The sequence below is a fragment of the Lelliottia jeotgali genome (assembly GCF_977070485.1).
In genome coordinates this window covers 200,843-220,731 of record NZ_CDRVFO010000006.1, presented here as the reverse complement: position 1 = coordinate 220,731, position 19,889 = coordinate 200,843, and the positions used below count along the sequence as shown (strand labels likewise).

At 58.3% G+C, this 19,889-nt stretch carries 20 protein-coding genes; 3 read left to right on the top strand and 17 right to left on the bottom strand.

Features of this window, described 5'->3' with window-relative positions; translation table 11 throughout:
- Positions 1-27: 27 nt before the first annotated feature.
- From atpD to rpmH, 17 genes are all read right to left on the bottom strand, one after another.
- Positions 28-1,404 carry a F0F1 ATP synthase subunit beta gene (atpD, locus tag ACW4TB_RS11440; protein ID WP_012316946.1) on the bottom strand — a complete coding sequence of 459 codons (1,377 nt, stop codon included), beginning with the start codon at positions 1,402-1,404 and terminating at the stop codon, positions 28-30.
- Positions 1,405-1,431: 27 nt separating this feature from the next.
- Positions 1,432-2,292: a F0F1 ATP synthase subunit gamma gene (atpG, locus tag ACW4TB_RS11435; protein WP_012316947.1), complete on the bottom strand. Its 861-nt coding sequence runs from the start codon at positions 2,290-2,292 to the stop codon at positions 1,432-1,434.
- Between the two features lie 48 nt (positions 2,293-2,340).
- Complete coding sequence (gene atpA / locus ACW4TB_RS11430) at positions 2,341-3,885, bottom strand: F0F1 ATP synthase subunit alpha (RefSeq protein ID WP_012316948.1); 1,545 nt, start codon at positions 3,883-3,885, stop codon at positions 2,341-2,343.
- 21 nt (positions 3,886-3,906) lie between these two features.
- The gene (locus ACW4TB_RS11425; RefSeq protein ID WP_012316949.1) at positions 3,907-4,443 is read right to left on the bottom strand and encodes a F0F1 ATP synthase subunit delta; all 537 of its coding nucleotides are present in this window, start codon (positions 4,441-4,443) and stop codon (positions 3,907-3,909) included.
- A 12-nt stretch (positions 4,444-4,455) separates the two neighbouring features.
- Positions 4,456-4,926: a F0F1 ATP synthase subunit B gene (locus ACW4TB_RS11420; RefSeq protein ID WP_003260032.1), complete on the bottom strand. Its 471-nt coding sequence runs from the start codon at positions 4,924-4,926 to the stop codon at positions 4,456-4,458.
- A 56-nt stretch (positions 4,927-4,982) separates the two neighbouring features.
- Complete coding sequence (gene atpE / locus ACW4TB_RS11415) at positions 4,983-5,240, bottom strand: F0F1 ATP synthase subunit C (RefSeq protein ID WP_003097235.1); 258 nt, start codon at positions 5,238-5,240, stop codon at positions 4,983-4,985.
- 143 nt (positions 5,241-5,383) lie between these two features.
- Positions 5,384-6,253 carry a F0F1 ATP synthase subunit A gene (gene atpB / locus ACW4TB_RS11410; protein ID WP_003260030.1) on the bottom strand — a complete coding sequence of 290 codons (870 nt, stop codon included), beginning with the start codon at positions 6,251-6,253 and terminating at the stop codon, positions 5,384-5,386.
- 16 nt (positions 6,254-6,269) lie between these two features.
- Positions 6,270-6,677 carry a F0F1 ATP synthase subunit I gene (locus ACW4TB_RS11405; protein ID WP_012316950.1) on the bottom strand — a complete coding sequence of 136 codons (408 nt, stop codon included), beginning with the start codon at positions 6,675-6,677 and terminating at the stop codon, positions 6,270-6,272.
- Between the two features lie 149 nt (positions 6,678-6,826).
- A complete protein-coding gene (locus ACW4TB_RS11400) occupies positions 6,827-7,699 on the bottom strand; it encodes a ParB/RepB/Spo0J family partition protein (protein ID WP_012316951.1) in 873 nt (290 codons plus the stop codon).
- Positions 7,700-7,708: 9 nt separating this feature from the next.
- Complete coding sequence (locus tag ACW4TB_RS11395) at positions 7,709-8,500, bottom strand: ParA family protein (protein WP_012316952.1); 792 nt, start codon at positions 8,498-8,500, stop codon at positions 7,709-7,711.
- Between the two features lie 18 nt (positions 8,501-8,518).
- Positions 8,519-9,169 carry a 16S rRNA (guanine(527)-N(7))-methyltransferase RsmG gene (gene rsmG, locus ACW4TB_RS11390; RefSeq protein ID WP_254466893.1) on the bottom strand — a complete coding sequence of 217 codons (651 nt, stop codon included), beginning with the start codon at positions 9,167-9,169 and terminating at the stop codon, positions 8,519-8,521.
- On the bottom strand, positions 9,166-11,058 hold the full coding sequence (gene mnmG / locus ACW4TB_RS11385) for a tRNA uridine-5-carboxymethylaminomethyl(34) synthesis enzyme MnmG (protein ID WP_012316954.1): 1,893 nt from the start codon (positions 11,056-11,058) through the stop codon (positions 9,166-9,168). The genes rsmG and mnmG overlap by 4 nt, the downstream gene beginning before the upstream one ends.
- Before the next feature lie 514 nt (positions 11,059-11,572).
- Entirely contained in the window at positions 11,573-12,943 is a 1,371-nt protein-coding gene (gene mnmE / locus ACW4TB_RS11380) for a tRNA uridine-5-carboxymethylaminomethyl(34) synthesis GTPase MnmE (RefSeq protein WP_115273205.1), read from the bottom strand.
- Between the two features lie 86 nt (positions 12,944-13,029).
- Positions 13,030-14,712 (bottom strand): membrane protein insertase YidC, encoded by a 1,683-nt coding sequence (yidC, locus tag ACW4TB_RS11375; protein WP_012316956.1) that lies wholly within the window; start codon positions 14,710-14,712, stop codon positions 13,030-13,032.
- A 2-nt stretch (positions 14,713-14,714) separates the two neighbouring features.
- Positions 14,715-14,960 carry a membrane protein insertion efficiency factor YidD gene (yidD, locus tag ACW4TB_RS11370; protein WP_080516506.1) on the bottom strand — a complete coding sequence of 82 codons (246 nt, stop codon included), beginning with the start codon at positions 14,958-14,960 and terminating at the stop codon, positions 14,715-14,717.
- On the bottom strand, positions 14,953-15,354 hold the full coding sequence (gene rnpA, locus ACW4TB_RS11365; protein ID WP_196997242.1) for a ribonuclease P protein component: 402 nt from the start codon (positions 15,352-15,354) through the stop codon (positions 14,953-14,955). Before rnpA ends, yidD begins: the two co-directional genes overlap by 8 nt.
- A gap of 16 nt (positions 15,355-15,370) precedes the next feature.
- Positions 15,371-15,505, bottom strand: coding sequence for a 50S ribosomal protein L34 (rpmH, locus tag ACW4TB_RS11360; protein WP_003253163.1), 135 nt, complete (start codon positions 15,503-15,505; stop codon positions 15,371-15,373).
- Positions 15,506-16,087: 582 nt separating this feature from the next.
- On the opposite strand from rpmH, the gene dnaA reads away from it, so the two are divergent.
- From dnaA to recF, 3 genes are read left to right on the top strand one after another with little or no spacing between them, the layout of a single operon-like run.
- A complete protein-coding gene (gene dnaA, locus ACW4TB_RS11355; RefSeq protein WP_279932453.1) occupies positions 16,088-17,623 on the top strand; it encodes a chromosomal replication initiator protein DnaA in 1,536 nt (511 codons plus the stop codon).
- Positions 17,624-17,663: 40 nt separating this feature from the next.
- Complete coding sequence (gene dnaN, locus ACW4TB_RS11350; protein WP_012312006.1) at positions 17,664-18,767, top strand: DNA polymerase III subunit beta; 1,104 nt, start codon at positions 17,664-17,666, stop codon at positions 18,765-18,767.
- A 33-nt stretch (positions 18,768-18,800) separates the two neighbouring features.
- On the top strand, positions 18,801-19,886 hold the full coding sequence (gene recF / locus ACW4TB_RS11345) for a DNA replication/repair protein RecF (protein WP_455842972.1): 1,086 nt from the start codon (positions 18,801-18,803) through the stop codon (positions 19,884-19,886).
- The last annotated feature ends 3 nt before the right edge of the window (positions 19,887-19,889 follow it).

Sequence of the window (19,889 nt, the reverse complement as noted above, 5' to 3'; positions counted from 1 at the left end):
ATTAGCGCCCCTTTCGGGGCGCCGGGATTACAGTTTCTTGGCTTTCTCGACGGCTTCTTCGATGCTGCCGACCATGTAGAACGCTTGTTCTGGCAGGTGGTCGTAGTCACCTTTGAGGATGCCGCTGAAGCCAGCAATGGTGTCTTTCAGGGAAACGTATTTACCTGGGGAACCAGTGAAGACTTCTGCCACGAAGAACGGCTGGGACAGGAAGCGCTGAATCTTACGAGCGCGGGATACCAGCTGCTTGTCGGATTCGGACAGTTCGTCCATACCCAGGATCGCAATGATGTCCTTCAGCTCTTTGTAGCGCTGCAGCACGTACTGAACACCGCGAGCGGTTTCGTAGTGCTCGTTGCCGATGACGTTCGGGTCCAGCTGGCGCGAAGTCGAGTCCAGTGGGTCGACCGCTGGGTAGATACCCAGGGAGGCGATGTCACGGGACAGAACGACGGTGGCGTCCAAGTGGGCGAAGGTGGTCGCTGGCGACGGGTCGGTCAGGTCGTCCGCAGGTACGTATACGGCCTGGATCGAGGTGATCGAACCTTCCTTGGTGGAGGTGATGCGCTCTTGCAGAACGCCCATCTCTTCAGCCAGGGTCGGCTGGTAACCTACTGCCGAAGGCATACGGCCCAGCAGTGCGGATACTTCGGTACCGGCCAGGGTGTAACGATAGATGTTGTCGACGAACAGCAGAACGTCGTTACCTTCGTCACGGAACTTCTCAGCCATGGTCAGGCCGGTCAGCGCTACGCGCAGACGGTTTCCTGGTGGCTCGTTCATCTGACCGTAGACCAAGGCTACCTTGTCGAGAACGTTGGAGTCCTTCATCTCGTGGTAGAAGTCGTTACCCTCACGAGTACGCTCACCCACACCGGCGAACACGGAATAACCGCTGTGCTCGATGGCGATGTTACGGATCAGTTCCATCATGTTTACGGTCTTGCCGACGCCGGCACCACCGAACAGACCAACCTTACCACCCTTGGCGAACGGGCAAACCAGGTCGATAACCTTGATGCCGGTTTCCAGCAGGTCGTTGCCGCCTGCCTGGTCAGCGAAGGAAGGTGCGTCGCGGTGAATGCCCCAACGCTCTTCTTCGCCGATCGGGCCAGCTTCGTCGATCGGGTTGCCGAGCACGTCCATGATACGGCCCAGGGTCGCTTTACCGACCGGGACGGAAATGGCTGCGCCGCTGTCGATGACGTTCAGACCACGCTTCAAGCCTTCGGTCGAGCCCATCGCAATAGTACGAACCACGCCGTCGCCCAGCTGCTGCTGAACTTCCAGAGTGGTTTCCGCGCCTTCCACTTTCAGCGCGTTGTAAACACTCGGTACGCCGTCACGTGGGAATTCCACGTCGATGACGGCGCCGATGATTTGAACGATACGTCCGCTACTCATAGCTGGATCCTCTGAATATTTGAACCGTTAAACCGCGGCAGCGCCGCCGACGATTTCCGAGATCTCCTGGGTGATCGCAGCCTGACGCGCCTTGTTGTAGATCAGCTGGAGTTCGCTGATCAGGTCACCGGCGTTGTCTGTGGCGTTCTTCATGGCGATCATCCGGGCTGCTTGTTCAGCAGCGTTGTTCTCGACCACCGCCTGGTACACCTGCGACTCCACGTAACGCACCATCAAGCCGTCAAGCAGCTCTTTGGCGTCGGGTTCGTACAGGTAATCCCAGTGGTGCTTGAGTTCCTGATCCGGGGTTGCAACCAACGGTACCAACTGCTCGACCGTCGGAGTTTGGGTCATGGTATTGACGAACTTGTTCGACACCACGGAGAGGCGATCGATACGGCCGTCCAGGTAGGCGTCCAGCATCACTTTGACGGAGCCGATCAGATCATTGATCGATGGCTCTTCGCCCAGGTGGCTGATCGCTGCTACGACGTTGCCGCCAAAGATGCGGAAGAAAGTCGCACCCTTGCTGCCGATCACGCACAGGTCGATTTCAACGCCCTGTTCGCGGTTGACGTTCATGTCCTTGACCAAGGCCTTGAACAGGTTGGTGTTCAAGCCACCGCACAGACCACGGTCACTACTCACCACGATATAACCGGCACGCTTTACAGGGCGCTCGATCATGAAGGGGTGGCGGTACTCCGGGTTGGCGTTGGCCAGATGACCGATCACCTGGCGGATACGCTCCGCATAAGGACGGCTAGCAGCCATGCGCATTTGAGCCTTGCGCATTTTGCTGACCGCCACTTTTTCCATGGCGCTGGTAATCTTTTGCGTGCTTTTGATGCTCGCAATCTTACTGCGAATCTCTTTTGCGCCTGCCATGTATCACCTATCAGGTTAGCAAGCGGGGGCCAAAGCCCCCGCCGCGGCTTACCAGGTTTGGGTGGCCTTGAACTTCTCGATACCGGCTTTGATACCAGCGTCGATTTCGTCGTTGAAGTCACCCTTCACGTTGATCTTGGCCATCAGTTCGGCGTGATCACGGTTGAAGTAGGCAATCAGCGCTTGTTCGAAGCTACCGATCTTGGCGATTTCAACGTCGGTCAGGAACCCACGCTCAGCGGCATACAGCGACAGCGCCATGTCCGCGATGGACATCGGAGCGTATTGCTTCTGCTTCATCAGCTCGGTAACACGTTGACCGTGCTCCAGCTGCTTACGGGTGGCTTCGTCCAGGTCAGAAGCGAACTGGGCGAATGCCGCCAGTTCACGGTACTGAGCCAGAGCGGTACGGATACCACCGGAGAGCTTTTTGATGATCTTGGTCTGAGCGGCACCACCTACGCGGGATACCGAAACACCGGCGTTCACTGCAGGGCGGATGCCCGAGTTGAACATGGCCGATTCCAGGAAGATCTGACCGTCGGTGATGGAAATCACGTTGGTCGGAACGAACGCGGAAACGTCGCCAGCCTGAGTTTCGATGATCGGCAGCGCGGTCAGGGAACCGGTTTTGCCAGTTACAGCACCGTTGGTGAACTTCTCGACGTACTCTTCCGAAACGCGCGATGCACGCTCCAGCAGACGGGAGTGGAGATAGAACACGTCGCCTGGGTACGCTTCACGTCCTGGCGGACGGCGCAGCAGCAGGGAGATCTGACGGTAGGCAACGGCCTGCTTGGACAGGTCATCGTAAACGATCAGTGCGTCTTCGCCGCGGTCACGGAAGAATTCGCCCATGGTGCAACCGGCGTATGGCGCCAGGAATTGCAGTGCGGCGGATTCCGAAGCACTGGCAACCACCACGATGGTGTTGGCCAGGGCGCCGTTTTCTTCCAGCTTGCGAACGATGTTGGCAACGGTGGAACGCTTCTGGCCGACAGCAACATAAACGCAGAAAATACCGGAGTCTTTCTGGTTGATGATGGCGTCGATGGCCATGGCGGTCTTGCCGATCTGACGGTCACCGATGATCAGCTCACGCTGGCCACGGCCGACCGGGATCATGGCGTCGACGGACTTGTAGCCAGTCTGTACAGGCTGGTCTACCGACTTACGCCAGATCACGCCTGGAGCAACTTTCTCGACCGCGTCGGTCTCGGTGTTGCCCAGAGGACCTTTGCCGTCGATCGGGTTGCCCAGTGCGTCGACGACGCGACCCAGCAGTTCCTTACCAACCGGAACCTCCAGGATGCGGCCGGTGCACTTGGCGCTCATGCCTTCGGCGAGGGTGTCATAGGCACCCAGGACCACTGCACCTACGGAGTCTTGCTCCAGGTTCAGGGCCATGCCGTAGACGCCGCCAGGGAACTCGATCATTTCGCCGTACATGACGTCGGCCAGACCGTGGATCCGCACGATACCGTCGGAAACCGAAACGACGGTACCTTCGTTACGGGCTTGGGAGCTCACATCGAGGTTGTCGATGCGGCCCTTGATGATTTCACTAATTTCGGAAGGATTGAGTTGCTGCATTGCTCTGCTGCCCCTTCAAACTCAAGATTTCAAGGCTTCGGCCAGTTTCGCGATTTTGCCGCGAACAGAGCCATCGATTACCAGGTCACCAGCGCGGATGACGACGCCACCAATCAGGTTGGCATCCTCCGACGCGTGCAGGCGCACTTCCTGGCCTAACCGTGCACTGAGAACCTTGGCGAGTTTGTCTTGCTGTTCTTGGTTCAACGCAAAAGCACTGGTGACTTCCACGTCCACGGATTTCTCTTGCTCGGCCTTGTACAGGTCGAACAGAGCGGCAATCTCCGGCAGAAGCAGGAGACGGTCGTTTTCCGCGGCAACACGAATGAAATTCTGTGCCTGTGCATTGAACTTGTCACCGCACACGTCAATGAACGTGGCGGCCTTTTCTGCGCTCGTCAGTCGCGGGGCCTTGAGCAGGCGCTGCATGGTGTCGTCTTGCGACACCGCAGCAGCCAGGCCGAGCATGGCTGACCAATTGGCCAGTTGCTGATGGGCCTGGGCATGCTCGAAGGCAGCCTTAGCGTAAGGTCGGGCCAACGTGGTCAGTTCTGCCATGATCGCCCTCGCTTAAATTTCAGCGGCCAGTTTGTTAACCAGCTCCGCATGCGCGTTTTGATCGATTGTGGCGCCAAGGATCTTTTCAGCACCGCCAACGGCCAGAGCACCCACTTGGGCACGCAGGGCGTCTTTAGCACTGTTCAGTTCCTGCTCGATCTCGGCCAGAGCCTGAGCCTTTACACGGTCAGCTTCGACGCGGGCCTGGTCACGGGCTTCCTCGACAAGCTGAGCAGCGCGTTTCTTGCTTTGCTCAATGATTTCGGCTGCCTGTGCTTTAGCTTCACGCAGTTGCTGACCCGCTTTCTCTTGGGCCAGCTCCAGGTCGCGAGCTGCGCGGTTGGCAGCGTCCAAGCCGTCGGCAATCTTCTTTTGGCGCTCTTGCAGAGCAGTGATGACCGGAGGCCATACATACTTCATGCAGAAGAGTACAAAAATCAGGAAAGCAACGGATTGGCCAATCAGGGTTGCATTAATGTTCACGCCAACACCTCGCTCGGTCTTAATTCATACAGCCATCAACTCGTGGATACGAGTGATTAGCCGGCGATCTGACCAACGAACGGATTCGCGAAGGTGAAGAACAGAGCGATACCAACACCGATCATGGTTACGGCGTCGAGCAGACCGGCAACGATGAACATTTTGACCTGCAGCATCGGAACCATCTCAGGCTGACGAGCAGCGCCTTCCAGGAATTTGCCGCCCAGCAGGCCGAAACCAATGGCGGTACCCAGAGCACCCAGGCCGATCAGCAGAGCAACAGCGATAGCGGTCAGACCAACTACAGTTTCCATCTTTCCTCCCGACTTTTACGTCGTATTGGTTAGGTTTTTAGTTTGAAGCGGTAAAACAAATCGTTTGGTACAGCTGCCCTTGCGGACTTTTAAAGCCCTCCCCCCAAACGAGCGGGGAAGGCTATCAGACACGCCAGGCGGTCTTAATGGTTATCTTCGTGAGCCATCGACAGGTAGACGATGGTAAGCATCATGAAGATGAAAGCTTGCAGGGTGATGATCAGGATGTGGAACACAGCCCACGCCCACTGCAGCACCACACCCAGGCCGCTCAGCCACAGAAGGCCGGAGCCGAACATCACGGCGATCAGGATGAACACCAGCTCACCGGCGTACATGTTGCCGAACAGTCGCAGCGCCAGCGAGATCGGCTTGGCGATCAGGGTGACGAACTCGAGCAGGAAGTTGACCGGAATCAGCAGGATCTGCACGAAGATGTTCTTGCTGCCGAACGGGTGCAGGGTCAGCTCACCGATGAAGCCGCCCAGGCCCTTGACCTTGATGCTGTAGAAGATGATCAGGGCGAACACGCAGAAGGCCATGGCCAGAGTCGCGTTCGGGTCGGTGGTCGACACTGCGCGGAACGGAATGTGCGGATCACCGGAAATCAGGATGGCCAGCTGAGGAATCCAGTCGACCGGTACCAGGTCGACGGCGTTCATCAGGAATACCCAGACGAAGATGGTCAGTGCCAGCGGCGCAATCACCGGGCTACGGCCGTGGAAGGAGTCCTTCACGCTGCCGTTGACGAAATCGACCATCACTTCGACGAAGTTCTGCAGACCGCCAGGCTGGCCGGAGGTCGCCTTCTTCGCCGCCATGCGGAAGATGAACAGGAAGATCAGACCCAGCGCGACGGACCAACCCAGGGTGTCCAGGTGGAACGCCCAGAAGCCCATTGCCTTGGCTTCTGCAGCCGAATGGGCGAAGCCCCAGCTGCCGTCTGGTAGTTGACCGTAGGTCAGGTTCTGCAAGTGGTGCTGGATATAGCCCGAAGCGGTTTCTGCTGCCATGGTTGCCTCAAACGCCCTAAGGTCTCGAAAGTCTTTTATTCATCAGCAGGGGCGCAAACCAGCTGACCAAAAGGGTCAACACGAAGACGCCGAAGACTGCTAACGGCGCCAGTGGCTTCACTCCTGCGAAGGTCAGTGCGAACAGCACTGCCGTCAAAATCATCTTGCCGGCCTCGCCTGCGTAAAACGACTTGACGATGGCCTGCGCCGCCCGGGCTCCGCTAAAGCGAAAAGCCTTCCAGGCGAAATACATATTGGGCAGCCAGGCAATCAAACCTCCGCAGAGACCTGAATATCCACTGACTGCCCCTTTCCACTGCCACAACACCAATGTTGCCAGCAGCAGCACGACAAATTGAGCCAGCAGTACCGGAAAAACCGCCCAGCGATGGAAAGGCAGGCGGTTTGGCGTGCGGATTTCCATCACAACTGCTCCTCAGAAGTCGACCAACAAGTCAGTAACGACTTGGCATAAATTGTGCCGACAAAATGCGCGCAGAGTATAGGGGTGGATTAACCCCTATTCAACTCTTGGGTAGTGATTTCCGACTGCGCGCTACAACTGGAATTGTTTCAGCGGATGTGAGCAAGGACGCCCTGCAACTCGTCGAGCGAGTTATAGCGAATAACCAACTGGCCTTTTCCCTTGTTTCCGTGACGAATCTGCACCGGGGAGCCCAGGCGCTCTGCGAGCCGCTGTTCAAGGCGCTCGATATCCGGATCAGGTTTGTTCGGTTCTACCGGGTCAGGTTTGCCATTGAGCCACTGGCGCACCAGTGCCTCGGTTTGGCGCACAGTGAGCCCACGTGCGACAACATGACGCGCCCCCTCTTCCTGGCGATCTTCTTCAAGACCGAGCAAAGCACGTGCGTGCCCCATCTCCAGATCACCATGGGCAAGCATGGTCTTGATCGCTTCAGGCAGCGAGATCAGGCGCAGCAGGTTGGCCACGGTAACCCGCGACTTGCCCACGGCATCGGCCACCTGCTGTTGGGTCAGCTCGAACTCCTGTTGCAGGCGTTGCAGGGCCAGGGCCTCTTCCAACGGGTTGAGGTCCTCTCGCTGGATGTTCTCGATGAGGGCCATGGCGATGGCCGCTTCATCAGGCACTTCCCGCACCATCGCCGGGACGGTGTCCAGGCCAGCCTGCTGCGTGGCCCTCCAGCGGCGCTCACCGGCAATGATCTCGTAGCGGTTGCCATCGATCGGGCGCACCACGATCGGCTGCATCACACCGTGCGTGCGAATCGAGTGCGCCAGTTCTTCCAGCGCCTGCGGATCCATGTCACGGCGCGGCTGGTATTTACCGCGCTGGATCAACTCGACCGGCAGGTGTTGCAGTTCTTTCTGGTCGATCTTGACAGCCTGCTCTTCGAGCGCGCTGACGGAAGGACCACTGAGCAGTGCATCCAACCCACGTCCGAGACCCCGTTTCTTAACGGCCATGCGGATTCCTTAAGTTGTTTGTGCAGTGCGTGATTGACGGCGTTGACGGCGAACCAGTTCCCCGGCCAGGGCCAGATAGGCCAGTGCGCCACGCGATTGCTTGTCGTAGGCCAGCGCCGGCATGCCAAAGCTCGGTGCCTCGGCCAAGCGGATGTTGCGCGGAATGACGGTATCGTAAAGCTGCTCGCCGAAGTGCTCCTTGAGCTGCGCCGATACATCGTTGTTCAGGCTAAGACGCGGGTCGTACATGGTGCGCAGCAGCCCTTCGATCTTCAGCTCCGGGTTCAGACGGGCGGCAATGCGCTTGATGTTATCCACAAGGTCGCTGAGACCTTCCAGTGCGTAATACTCGCACTGCATCGGGATGATCACGCCATCGGAGGCGACCAGGGCATTGAGCGTCAGCATCGACAGCGACGGTGGGCAATCGATGAGGATGAAGTCGTAATTCTCGCGGATCGGCGCCAGGGCGTTGCGCAGGCGGCTCTCCTTGACCTGCATTTCCAGCAGCACCACTTCCGCGGCAGTCAGGTCGCGGTTGGCAGGCAGCAACTGGAAGCCACCATGCTCGGAGTAGTGCATGGCCTGGGCAAGGTCGCATTCCCCGATCAGCAGGTCGTAGACCGAGTGTTCGAGTTCGTGTTTGTCCACACCGCTGCCCATGGTGGCGTTGCCCTGCGGATCGAGGTCGATCAGCAGCACACGACGCTTGGTCGCAGCCAGCGATGCGGCGAGATTGATACAGGTGGTGGTTTTACCCACTCCACCTTTCTGGTTCGCGATTGCGAATACCTTAGCCATTGTTGCGTGTGTTCCCAGTCATGCCTTGCGGCGCAGTATCAGCAGATGGCGCTGGCCCTGGCAACCTGGAACGGTCAGGGCCTGCTCGCTTTCCACTGTGAAGTCTGCGGGCAATGCTACCAGTTCATCGGCAGGATGCAGCCCCTTCATTGCAAGCCATTGCGTCCCGGTGTCGCCCAAGTGGCGGGTCCAGTTGGTGAAGTTCTCCATGCTGCTGAAGGCGCGAGAGATGATGCCGCTGAACGGCTGTGCTGGCTGGAAGGCTTCTACCCGGCTGTGGATAACCGTGAGGTTGTCCAGTTTCAGCTCCATCTTCACCTGGGTGAGGAAGCGGGTTTTCTTGCCGTTGGCGTCCAGCACAGTTACGCGTTTTTGCGGATGCAGGATAGCCAACGGAATCCCGGGCATGCCACCGCCGCTGCCGACATCAAGCCAGCTGTCGCGATCGGGGTGGATAAAACCCATGACGCTGAGGCTGTCGAGCAGATGGCGCGAAACCATCTCGTCCGGGTCGCGCACGGCGGTCAAGTTGTAGGCCTTGTTCCATTTGATCAACAGGGCCAGGTAGCCAAGCAGCCTTTCGTGCTGCTCGGCGCTCAGCTCGACACCGAGCTGGCGTGCACCTGTGGACAACTCTTCAGCGTGTTGCGGGGTGACCAGGGAACTCAAGCGCTTTGCTCCAATTCGCGGCCAGCGCCGCGTTTTTTCAGATGAATCAACAACAGGGAAATTGCCGCTGGAGTCACGCCAGGGATACGCGAAGCCTGGCCTAGCGTCTGCGGCCGAGTCTGGCCGAGCTTGCCCTGGATTTCCTTGGACAGGCCGGAAATCGAGGTGTAGTCGATATCCACAGGCAGGCAGGTGTCTTCGCTGGCGCGCAGGCGAGCGATCTCGTCCTGCTGACGATCGATGTAGCCAGCGTACTTGGTCTTGATTTCGACCTGTTCGGCAACCTGTGGATCGATCTGTTCGCCGCCGGTCGCTTCGATCAGCCCGGCGTAGTCCACTTCTGGTCGCGCCAGCAGGTTGAGCAGGCTGTATTCGTGGCTCAGCGGAGTACCAAACTTATCCACAACGGCCTGGCCCTGCGGTGTATTCGGGCGTACCCAGGTCGATTTCAAGCGCTGTTCCTCACGCTCGATGCCGTCACGCTTGGCGCAGAACGCGGCCCAGCGCTGGTCGTCGATCAGACCAAGCTCACGACCTTTCTCGGTCAGGCGCAGGTCGGCGTTGTCTTCGCGCAGGATCAACCGGTATTCGGCCCGCGAAGTGAACATGCGGTACGGCTCCTGGGTACCCAGGGTAATCAGGTCGTCGACCAACACTCCGATGTACGCCTCGTCACGGCGCGGGCACCAGCTTTCCCGGCCCTGCGCGCGCAGTGCGGCGTTGGTACCGGCCAGCAGGCCTTGGGCGCCGGCTTCTTCGTAACCGGTAGTGCCGTTGATCTGGCCAGCGAAGAACAAGCCACCGATGACCTTGGTCTCGAGGCTGTACTTGAGGTCACGCGGATCGAAGTAGTCGTATTCGATGGCATAGCCCGGGCGCACGATGTGGGCGTTTTCCATGCCGCGAATCGAGCGCACCAGCTCCAGCTGCACGTCAAACGGCAGCGAGGTGGAAATACCGTTGGGGTACAGCTCATGGGTGGTCAGGCCTTCCGGCTCGATGAACACCTGATGGCTTTCCTTGTCGGCAAAGCGATGGATCTTGTCTTCGATCGACGGGCAGTAACGCGGGCCGACACCTTCGATGACGCCCGAGTACATCGGCGAACGGTCGAGGTTCGAAGCGATGATTTCGTGGGTACGCGCATTGGTGTGGGTAATCCAGCAGCTGACCTGACGCGGGTGCATCGCGGCGTTGCCCATGAACGACATGACCGGGATTGGTGTGTCGCCCGGCTGCTCGGTCATCACCGAAAAGTCCACCGAACGACCGTCGATACGCGGAGGTGTACCGGTTTTCAGACGACCGACGCGCAGCGGGAGTTCACGCATGCGGTGGGCCAGGGCGATCGACGGTGGATCGCCAGCGCGGCCGCCGGAATGGTTCTGCAGGCCGATGTGGATAAGGCCACCCAGGAAAGTGCCGGTAGTGAGCACCACGGAATCGGCGAAGAACCGCAGCCCCATTTGGGTAACCACGCCTTTGACCTGGTCTTGCTCGACGATCAGGTCATCACAGGACTGCTGGAATATCCACAGGTTTGGCTGGTTTTCCAGGATTTCGCGAACCACGGCCTTGTAGATGGCGCGGTCGGCCTGTGCTCGGGTGGCGCGAACAGCCGGGCCCTTGCGGTTGTTCAACACGCGGAACTGGATGCCGCTCTTGTCAGTGGCCAGTGCCATGGCACCGCCGAGCGCATCGATCTCTTTGACCAGATGGCTTTTACCGATGCCACCGATGGCCGGGTTGCAGCTCATGTGACCGAGGGTTTCCACGTTATGGGTCAGCAGCAGGGTTTTCACACCCATGCGTGCAGACGCAAGCGCAGCCTCGGTACCGGCATGGCCGCCGCCGATGACGATCACTTCAAAACGGGAAGGGAAATCCACCACGCACCTCGTGCCTGTTTTTGCGAATAGAGAAGGTAAGCGGACAAGTATAGGGACTTCACCCCCTCTAAAGAAACCTTTTGCGCAAATTTTGACCAGGCTGTGGATGAATGGCTGATAACAGAAATTAGAGAGAAGAAATTTAAAAAAGCTTTGTTTTTATGTTTATTCTTATACACCAACGAATCTGTGGATAACGTTCTGTATCCCTCTAGATTCAATGTGTAGAAGGAAATTAAACCCTGTGGCTGGAGTGCCATGAGGGCTATGGATAACCGGCTTTAGCCTGTGGATTAAATGCCTATTTACCCACAGGGCAGGTTGTCCTCAGAAAAAAAGGCTGGTTATCAACGGAGCTGAAGCCGACTTTTCCACAGGGCTCATGAGTGATTTTTTCAGGCTGTTGATTAAAAATCTGCACCTACGAGCCCTGTCTGAGAAGCCCGAAACTCAAATCTCAGGCAAAAAAAAGCCGCTCGATGAAGAGCGGCGTCGTGAATGGTTTAGCTAAAAACTACTTACCGATGCAGAAACTCGAGAAGATTCGCCCCAGCAGGTCATCCGAACTGAACGCGCCCGTGATCTCCCCCAGCGCGTGCTGAGCCTGGCGCAGGTCCTCAGCCAAAAGCTCTCCAGCCCCCGCCAAGGTCAACTGCGCACGACCGTGCTCCAGATGAGCACTGGCCTGGCGCAGGGCATCAAGGTGCCGCCGGCGTGCGCTGAAGCCACTCTCTGCAGTCTGTTCATAACCCATGCAGGCTTTGAGGTGATCGCGTAACAGCAGCAGGCCCTGATCGTCGCCTTTGGCGCTCAAGGTGATGGTTACATGACCGTCATCGCACTGTTCCAGCCCTACGGGTTCGCCGCTGAGGTCGGCTTTGTTGCGAATCAGTGTGACCTTGCCCGGATCAGGCCTTTGATCAAGAAACTCCGGCCACAGGGCGAACGGATCACTGGCCTCAGGGGCGGTGGAGTCGACCACCAACAACACTCTGTCGGCTTCGCCTATGGCCTTGAGTGCGCGCTCGACGCCTATCTTTTCCACATGGTCGTCGGTGTCGCGCAAACCGGCCGTATCGACGACGTGCAGCGGCATACCATCGATGTGGATATGTTCACGCAGGATATCCCGCGTCGTACCTGCGATGTCGGTGACGATTGCCGCCTCACGACCGGCCAGTTGATTCAACAGGCTCGATTTGCCTGCATTCGGCCTGCCGGCGATCACTACCGTCATGCCATCACGAAGCAGCGCACCCTGCCCGGCCTCACGCTGCACTGTGGACAACTCGGCACGCACTGAGTCGAGCATCGACAGGACGTGGCCATCGGCAAGAAAGTCGATTTCCTCCTCCGGGAAGTCGATCGCTGCCTCGACATAGATCCGCAGTGCGATCAGTGCTTCAGTCAGGCTGTGCACACGTTTGGAGAACTCCCCTTGCAACGAGCGCAGGGCGTTGCGTGCTGCCTGGCTGGAGCTGGCTTCGATCAGGTCGGCAATCGCTTCGGCCTGGGCCAGGTCGAGCTTGTCGTTGAGGAACGCCCGCTCACTGAACTCACCCGGGCGGGCCAGGCGGCAACCCACCTGCACGCAGCGTTGCAACAGCATGTCCAGTACGACCGGGCCACCATGCCCCTGCAATTCGAGCACGTCCTCACCGGTGAACGAGTTGGGTCCGGGGAAGAACAGCGCAATACCTTCATCCAGCACCAGCCCTTCCTGGTCGCGGAATGGGCCGTAATGGGCATGGCGCGGCGTCAGTGTGCGCCCGGTGATGAGCTGGCCAGCCTTGGCCGCCAGAGGGCCGGACAACCTGACAATGCCCACCCCCCCACGTCCTTGTGCGGTTGCGATGGCAGCGATGGTTTCACGCACAGTGTTCATGCTCGAAAGCCTCTACGACAAAAACGACAGATAGCAAAAACGCCCCCGAAGGGGCGTTTTTATTCACAGGCTAGCGCAGTAGCCCGTCAAGCAGCAGCTTTTTTGGTCGCTGCTTCGATACGGCGGGTGATGTACCACTGCTGCGAAATCGACAGGCAGTTGTTCACAACCCAGTACAGCACCAGGCCAGCCGGGAACCACAGGAAGAAGAAGGTGAAGATGATCGGCATCATTTTCATCACCTTGGCCTGCATCGGATCCGGCGGCGTCGGGTTCAGGCGCTGCTGGATGAACATGGTCGCGCCCATGATGATCGGCAGGATGAAGAAAGGATCCTTGATCGACAGGTCGGTAATCCACAACATCCATGGGGCCTGGCGCATTTCTACGCTTTCCAGCAGCACCCAGTACAGGGCCAGGAACACAGGCATCTGTACCAGGATAGGCAAGCATCCACCCAGCGGGTTGATCTTCTCTTTCTTGTACAGCTCCATCATCGCCTGGGACATCTTCTGGCGATCGTCACCGAAGCGTTCCTTCAGCGCGGCGAGCTTCGGCGCTACGGCACGCATGCGCGCCATCGAGCGGTAGCTGGCGGCCGACAGCGGGAAGAACAGGCCCTTGATGAGCATGGTCAGGACAATGATCGACCAGCCCCAGTTACCCAGCAGGCTGTGGATATGTTGCAGCAACCAGAAGATCGGCTGGGCGATGAACCACAGGAAGCCGTAATCGACGGTCAGTTCCAGGCCTGGGGACAGTTCCTTGAGCTTGGACTGGATCTTCGGGCCGGCGTACAGCATGGCGCTGGTTTCGGCCTTGCCGCCAGCCGGTACGCTGATGGCCGGGCCGGTGTAGCCGATGATGTAGTTGCCCTGGCTGTCCTTGCGGGTCTGGACGACATTGTTGTCCGACTTGGCAGGGATCCAGGCAGTTACGAAGTAGTGCTGCAGCCAGGCAACCCAGCCGCCAGACACATTTTCTTTCAAACTACCTTTGTCGATGTCCTTCATCGACACTTTCTTGTACGGCTCGCCAGCTGTCCACAGGGCAGCACCCAGGTAGGTGGCAGTACCGGTGGCGGTGCTCGAGGACGGATCACCACTGGCGTCACGCTTGAGCTGGGCAAACATGTTGCCGCTCCAGGCCTGGCCGCTCTGGTTGTCGATCAGGTAGCTGACGGACAGGTCGTACTCACCGCGCTTGAAGCTGAAGCGCTTGATGTAGTTCACACCGTTGTCGCTGAACTTCAGGTCGACCACCAGTTGTTCCTGGCCATCAGCCAGCTGGAAGGACTTCTGCTCTGCGGCGTACAGCGGCCGGCCAGTGGAGCGCGCATCCGGGCCGTTGGCACCGGTCAGGCCGCTCTGGGCCAGATATACGCGCTCGCCACCGTTGTCGAACAGCTGGAACGGAATGTCCGGATGATCCTGACGACGCGGGTACTTCGGCAGGTTCAGCTGGACGATGTCACCGCCGACTGGATCGATAGCCAGTTCCAGGACATCGGTCTTGACCCGGATGAGATCCTTGCTGAGCGCAACAGGTGCCAGTTCGGCAGGGCTCGACTCGGCGTTGGCGCTCGGTACATCGGCGCTGGCGCCGTTGTTAGCGGCCGGTACGCCATCGGGCAGGCCCGGAGCAACAGTGCTGGCAGCAGTATTCTGAGTCGGCAAGGCAGCCTGGCCGTAGTCATCGTTCCACTTCAGGACCATGACGTAGGACACGATTGCCAGGGCGGCGATCAGGATCGTGCGTTTAATATCCATGATTACTCGGCTATCGAAGAAGTTCGGGAGGAAGGCGCGGGGGGAACGGGATCGAAACCGCCGTCGTTCCACGGATGACAACGCCCCAGGCGACGAACGGTTAGCCACCCGCCACGCAAGAGGCCATGGGTTTCTATGGCTTCCAACGCATAACAGGAGCAACTGGGGTAGAAACGACAGTGGCTGGCCATCAGAGGACTGATGGCGTAACGGTAAAACTGGATCGGAACGAGTGCCAGTTTACGCATCTTGACTGTCTACCCCTGCGGAATCGGCGTTAGCCGCTGGAGTGGGCCGGCTGCGCGCCAGGCGTTTCCAGAGCTTGCCAAAGTGTTGGTGCAATTCCGGGTTTTCTATCTCACCCAATCCCTTGCGCGCGACGATCACTATGTCCAGGCCAGCGAGCATTTGCTGGTGCAGACGAAAGGAATCGCGCATCAAGCGCTTGAGGCGATTGCGTTGAACGGCAAGCTTGACGCTCTTCTTGCCAATCACCAAGCCAAGGCGTGGATGATCGAGACCGTTCTCGCGAGCAAGGATCAGCAGGTTTTTCCCTGGAACCTTGCCGGTTGGGGAGTCGAAGACCGCTTTGAAATGCCGGGGTGTAAGCAGTCGCTTTTCCCGACTGAAGTCCTGACTCACCACCTTTGCCGAAAGATCAAATGGCCAGACGCTTACGGCCTTTGGCACGACGACGCGACAGAACAGCACGGCCGTTCTTGGTAGCCATACGGGCACGGAAGCCGTGGGTGCGAGCGCGCTTGATGGTGCTTGGTTGGAAAGTACGTTTCATGGCGTGTTACCTGGTTTGTCGACAACGGGCCGGAATGGCCCCCTTTTTAAGAGATCGGCGATTCTAGAGAAAGCAAGCCAATAGGTCAATTTCCAACCAGCCTTTCCTTATGGAAGGTGCTTTGAGCGATCGAGCGGGGGGGGCCTGATCGGGAAGGCAAACGGATGACAAAAACTAAAAAAAGAAGAGACATATAAAAAGCTTTTCTAAATAACTTATAAATCTTAGGTGGATAAGTATCTGTGGATAACCTCCTAGAGGCTAATAATCACGGGCTGTTCAGCGTTCTGAAACATTGTCCACAACCCGTGCTGCGCTTGTGCTGGGCCTGCGTACAGCCTGTGGATGAAAAGGCCTATTATCCACAGGTGACTTATCAACAGGGTTCAGCCCAGGGTTGTGCATAGCCCTTATGGGTGGTTATCCACAGAGCTTATTCACAGCTCGCCAGCGTCGTTTTGGTCGCTAAATGGCTGTTTTGCCATGGCTCATAATGTTTCCACATGTGGATAAGTGATCGCTTGACCGGTACAATGGCCGTTTGTTTTTGCCTCATCCGGCTTTCAAACTCAGGGGATATCCGTGTCAGTGGAACTTTGGCAGCAGTGCGTGGAGCTTCTGCGCGATGAACTGCCTGCCCAGCAATTCAACACCTGGATCCGTCCGCTACAGGTCGAAGCCGAAGGCGACGAGTTGCGCGTGTATGCGCCTAACCGTTTCGTTCTCGATTGGGTGAATGAAAAGTACCTCGGCCGTCTGCTCGAACTGTTGGGTGAGAACGGTAGCGGCATCGCGCCTGCCCTTTCCTTATTAATAGGTAGCCGTCGCAGCTCCGCACCGCGGGCCGCGCCCAATGCCCCGGTCAGCGCTGCAATGGCTGCGTCCCTTGCGCAGACCCACGCGCAGCCAGCAGCCGCGCCAGTCATGGCTGTTGCTGACCCGGTCTCGGTGCCCACTGCTGAACCTGCGCAGGCCTCCGACATGGCCGAGGCGTCGTCGCGAGACAGCTATGATTCGATGGCTGACAGCGCTCCTGCACCTGTCGCGGCGGGTCGTACCGAACAGCGCAACGTTCAGGTGGAGGGTGCGCTCAAGCACACCAGTTATCTGAACCGTACGTTCACCTTCGAAACCTTTGTCGAAGGTAAATCGAACCAGTTGGCCCGGGCAGCAGCCTGGCAGGTTGCCGACAACCCGAAGCATGGCTACAACCCACTGTTCCTTTACGGTGGCGTGGGCCTGGGTAAAACGCACTTGATGCATGCTGTGGGTAACCATCTGCTGAAGAAGAACCCGAATGCCAAGGTGGTGTACTTGCATTCCGAGCGCTTCGTCGCGGACATGGTCAAGGCGTTGCAGCTCAACGCGATCAATGAGTTCAAGCGCTTCTACCGTTCGGTCGATGCGTTGCTCATCGACGATATCCAGTTCTTCGCCCGCAAGGAGCGTTCTCAGGAGGAGTTTTTCCACACCTTCAACGCATTGCTCGAAGGTGGCCAGCAGGTGATTCTCACCAGTGACCGCTACCCGAAGGAAATCGAAGGTCTGGAAGAGCGACTGAAGTCGCGTTTCGGCTGGGGGCTGACGGTGGCTGTCGAACCGCCAGAGCTGGAGACTCGCGTGGCGATCCTGATGAAGAAGGCGGACCAGGCCAAGGTCGAGTTGCCGCACGATGCCGCTTTCTTCATCGCTCAGCGTATTCGTTCCAACGTACGTGAGCTTGAAGGGGCATTGAAGCGCGTCATCGCCCACTCGCACTTCATGGGCCGCGACATCACCATCGAGCTGATTCGCGAGTCGCTGAAGGACCTGCTGGCGCTGCAAGACAAGCTGGTGAGTGTGGATAACATTCAGCGCACCGTTGCCGAGTACTACAAGATCAAGATCTCCGATCTGTTGTCCAAGCGCCGTTCGCGCTCTGTAGCGCGCCCGCGTCAGGTGGCCATGGCGTTGTCCAAAGAGCTGACCAACCACAGTCTGCCGGAGATCGGCGACATGTTTGGCGGCCGTGACCACACCACCGTGCTGCACGCTTGCCGCAAGATCAACGAACTGAAGGAATCCGACGCGGACATCCGCGAGGACTACAAGAACCTGCTGCGCACGCTCACCACCTGATGGCCGCCAGCGCAGCTAATTGAAGGCAAGGGACTAGACCATGCATTTCACCATTCAACGCGAAGCCCTGTTGAAACCCCTGCAACTGGTCGCCGGTGTCGTCGAGCGCCGTCAGACCTTGCCGGTCCTGTCCAACGTACTGCTGGTCGTGCAAGGCCAGCAGCTGTCGTTGACCGGTACCGACCTGGAAGTCGAACTGGTAGGCCGCGTCCAACTGGAAGAGCCGGCCGAGCCTGGCGAAATCACTGTCCCGGCGCGCAAGCTGATGGACATCTGCAAAAGCCTGCCGAACGACGTTCTGATCGATATCAAGGTCGACGAACAGAAGCTGTTGGTCAAGGCCGGCCGTAGCCGTTTCACCCTGTCGACCCTGCCAGCCAACGACTTCCCCACTGTGGAAGAAGGCCCAGGTTCGCTGACCTGCAACCTTGAGCAGAGCAAACTGCGTCGTTTGATCGAGCGCACCAGCTTCGCCATGGCTCAGCAGGACGTACGTTACTACCTCAACGGTATGCTGTTGGAAGTGTCGCGTAATACCCTGCGTGCCGTTTCTACCGATGGGCATCGTCTGGCGCTGTGCTCCATGAGCGCAGCCATCGAGCAGGATGAGCGTCATCAGGTCATCGTCCCACGTAAAGGTATCCTCGAACTGGCGCGCCTGCTAACCGACCCGGAAGGCATGGTCAGCATCGTCCTGGGCCAGCACCACATCCGTGCGAACACAGGCGAGTTCACCTTCACATCCAAGCTGGTCGATGGCAAGTTCCCTGACTATGAGCGTGTACTGCCCAAGGGTGGTGACAAGTTGGTCATCGGCGATCGCCAGGCCTTGCGCGAAGCGTTCAGCCGTACCGCAATCCTTTCCAACGAGAAGTACCGCGGTATTCGTCTGCAGTTGGCTGCCGGCCAGTTGAAAATTCAGGCAAACAACCCTGAACAGGAAGAGGCGGAAGAAGAGATCAGCGTGGACTATGACGGCGCATCGCTGGAGATCGGCTTCAACGTCAGCTACTTGCTAGACGTATTGGGCGTGATGACAACGGAACAGGTTCGCCTGATTCTCTCCGATTCCAATAGCAGTGCTCTGCTGCAGGAAGCCGGCAATGACGACTCGTCTTACGTTGTCATGCCGATGCGCCTGTAACCTGTAGCAGGCCAAATGTCCCTTCGACGTATCATGGTCACCGCGGTGCGCAACCTGCACCCGGTGACCCTCTCACCCTCCCCCCGCATCAATATCCTCTACGGCGCCAACGGCAGCGGCAAGACCAGTGTGCTGGAAGCCGTGCATTTGCTCGGGTTGGCCAGATCGTTTCGCAGTACCCGTCTGAATCCGGTCATTCAATACGAGCAGGCAGCGTGCACGGTTTTTGGCGAAGTACAGTTGAGCGAGGGTGGCACCAGCAACTTGGGTGTGTCGCGTGAGCGGGCGGGCGACTTCACTATCCGTATCGATGGGCAGAATGCCAAGAGCGCCGCGCAGCTTGCAGAACTGCTGCCCCTGCAGCTCATCAACCCAGACAGTTTCAGGTTGCTTGAAGGCGCACCGAAGATCCGTCGCCAGTTTCTGGATTGGGGAGTGTTCCACGTGGAACCTCGCTTCATGCCAGCTTGGCAGCGTCTGCAGAAGGCGTTGCGGCAGCGGAACTCATGGTTGCGGCATGGTACACTTGACCCAGCTTCGCAAGCCGCCTGGGACCGGGAATTGTGCCTGGCCAGCGCGGAAATAGATGAATACCGTCGCAACTACATCAAGGCCTTGAAGCCCGTCTTCGAGCAAACCCTGAGCGAACTGGTCGAGCTGGACGGGTTGACCCTTAGCTACTACCGAGGCTGGGACAAGGACCGGGAACTCAACGAAGTACTCGCCTCCTCTCTCCTTCGCGATCAGCAGATGGGCCATACCCAGGCCGGTCCGCAGCGTGCTGATCTGCGTCTTCGTTTGGCTGCCAATAACGCAGCCGACATCCTGTCGCGTGGTCAGCAAAAGCTGGTGGTCTGTGCTCTGCGCATTGCCCAAGGCCATCTCGTTAGCCAGGCTCGCCGCGGCCACTGTATTTATCTCGTGGATGACTTGCCGTCCGAGTTGGACGACCAGCATCGCCGTGCACTGTGCCGCTTGCTAGAAGAATTACGCTGCCAGGTGTTCATCACCTGTGTAGATCACGAATTACTGAGGGAAGGCTGGCAGACGGAAACGCCAGTTGCTTTGTTCCACGTGGAACAAGGCCGTATCACCCAGACCCACGACCATCGGGAGTGAAGG

What these genes read in the sequence shown, in the direction of transcription:
- atpD (WP_012316946.1), bottom strand. Translation starts at nt 1,404, where the DNA reads ATGAGTAGCGGACGTATCGTTCAAATCATCGGCGCCGTCATCGACGTG.
- atpG (WP_012316947.1), bottom strand. Translation starts at nt 2,292, where the DNA reads ATGGCAGGCGCAAAAGAGATTCGCAGTAAGATTGCGAGCATCAAAAGC.
- atpA (WP_012316948.1), bottom strand. Translation starts at nt 3,885, where the DNA reads ATGCAGCAACTCAATCCTTCCGAAATTAGTGAAATCATCAAGGGCCGC.
- ACW4TB_RS11425 (WP_012316949.1), bottom strand. Translation starts at nt 4,443, where the DNA reads ATGGCAGAACTGACCACGTTGGCCCGACCTTACGCTAAGGCTGCCTTC.
- atpE (WP_003097235.1), bottom strand. Translation starts at nt 5,240, where the DNA reads ATGGAAACTGTAGTTGGTCTGACCGCTATCGCTGTTGCTCTGCTGATC.
- atpB (WP_003260030.1), bottom strand. Translation starts at nt 6,253, where the DNA reads ATGGCAGCAGAAACCGCTTCGGGCTATATCCAGCACCACTTGCAGAAC.
- ACW4TB_RS11405 (WP_012316950.1), bottom strand. Translation starts at nt 6,677, where the DNA reads ATGGAAATCCGCACGCCAAACCGCCTGCCTTTCCATCGCTGGGCGGTT.
- ACW4TB_RS11400 (WP_012316951.1), bottom strand. Translation starts at nt 7,699, where the DNA reads ATGGCCGTTAAGAAACGGGGTCTCGGACGTGGGTTGGATGCACTGCTC.
- ACW4TB_RS11395 (WP_012316952.1), bottom strand. Translation starts at nt 8,500, where the DNA reads ATGGCTAAGGTATTCGCAATCGCGAACCAGAAAGGTGGAGTGGGTAAA.
- mnmE (WP_115273205.1), bottom strand. Translation starts at nt 12,943, where the DNA reads ATGAACACTGTGCGTGAAACCATCGCTGCCATCGCAACCGCACAAGGA.
- yidC (WP_012316956.1), bottom strand. Translation starts at nt 14,712, where the DNA reads ATGGATATTAAACGCACGATCCTGATCGCCGCCCTGGCAATCGTGTCC.
- yidD (WP_080516506.1), bottom strand. Translation starts at nt 14,960, where the DNA reads ATGCGTAAACTGGCACTCGTTCCGATCCAGTTTTACCGTTACGCCATC.
- rpmH (WP_003253163.1), bottom strand. Translation starts at nt 15,505, where the DNA reads ATGAAACGTACTTTCCAACCAAGCACCATCAAGCGCGCTCGCACCCAC.
- dnaN (WP_012312006.1), top strand. Translation starts at nt 17,664, where the DNA reads ATGCATTTCACCATTCAACGCGAAGCCCTGTTGAAACCCCTGCAACTG.
- recF (WP_455842972.1), top strand. Translation starts at nt 18,801, where the DNA reads ATGGTCACCGCGGTGCGCAACCTGCACCCGGTGACCCTCTCACCCTCC.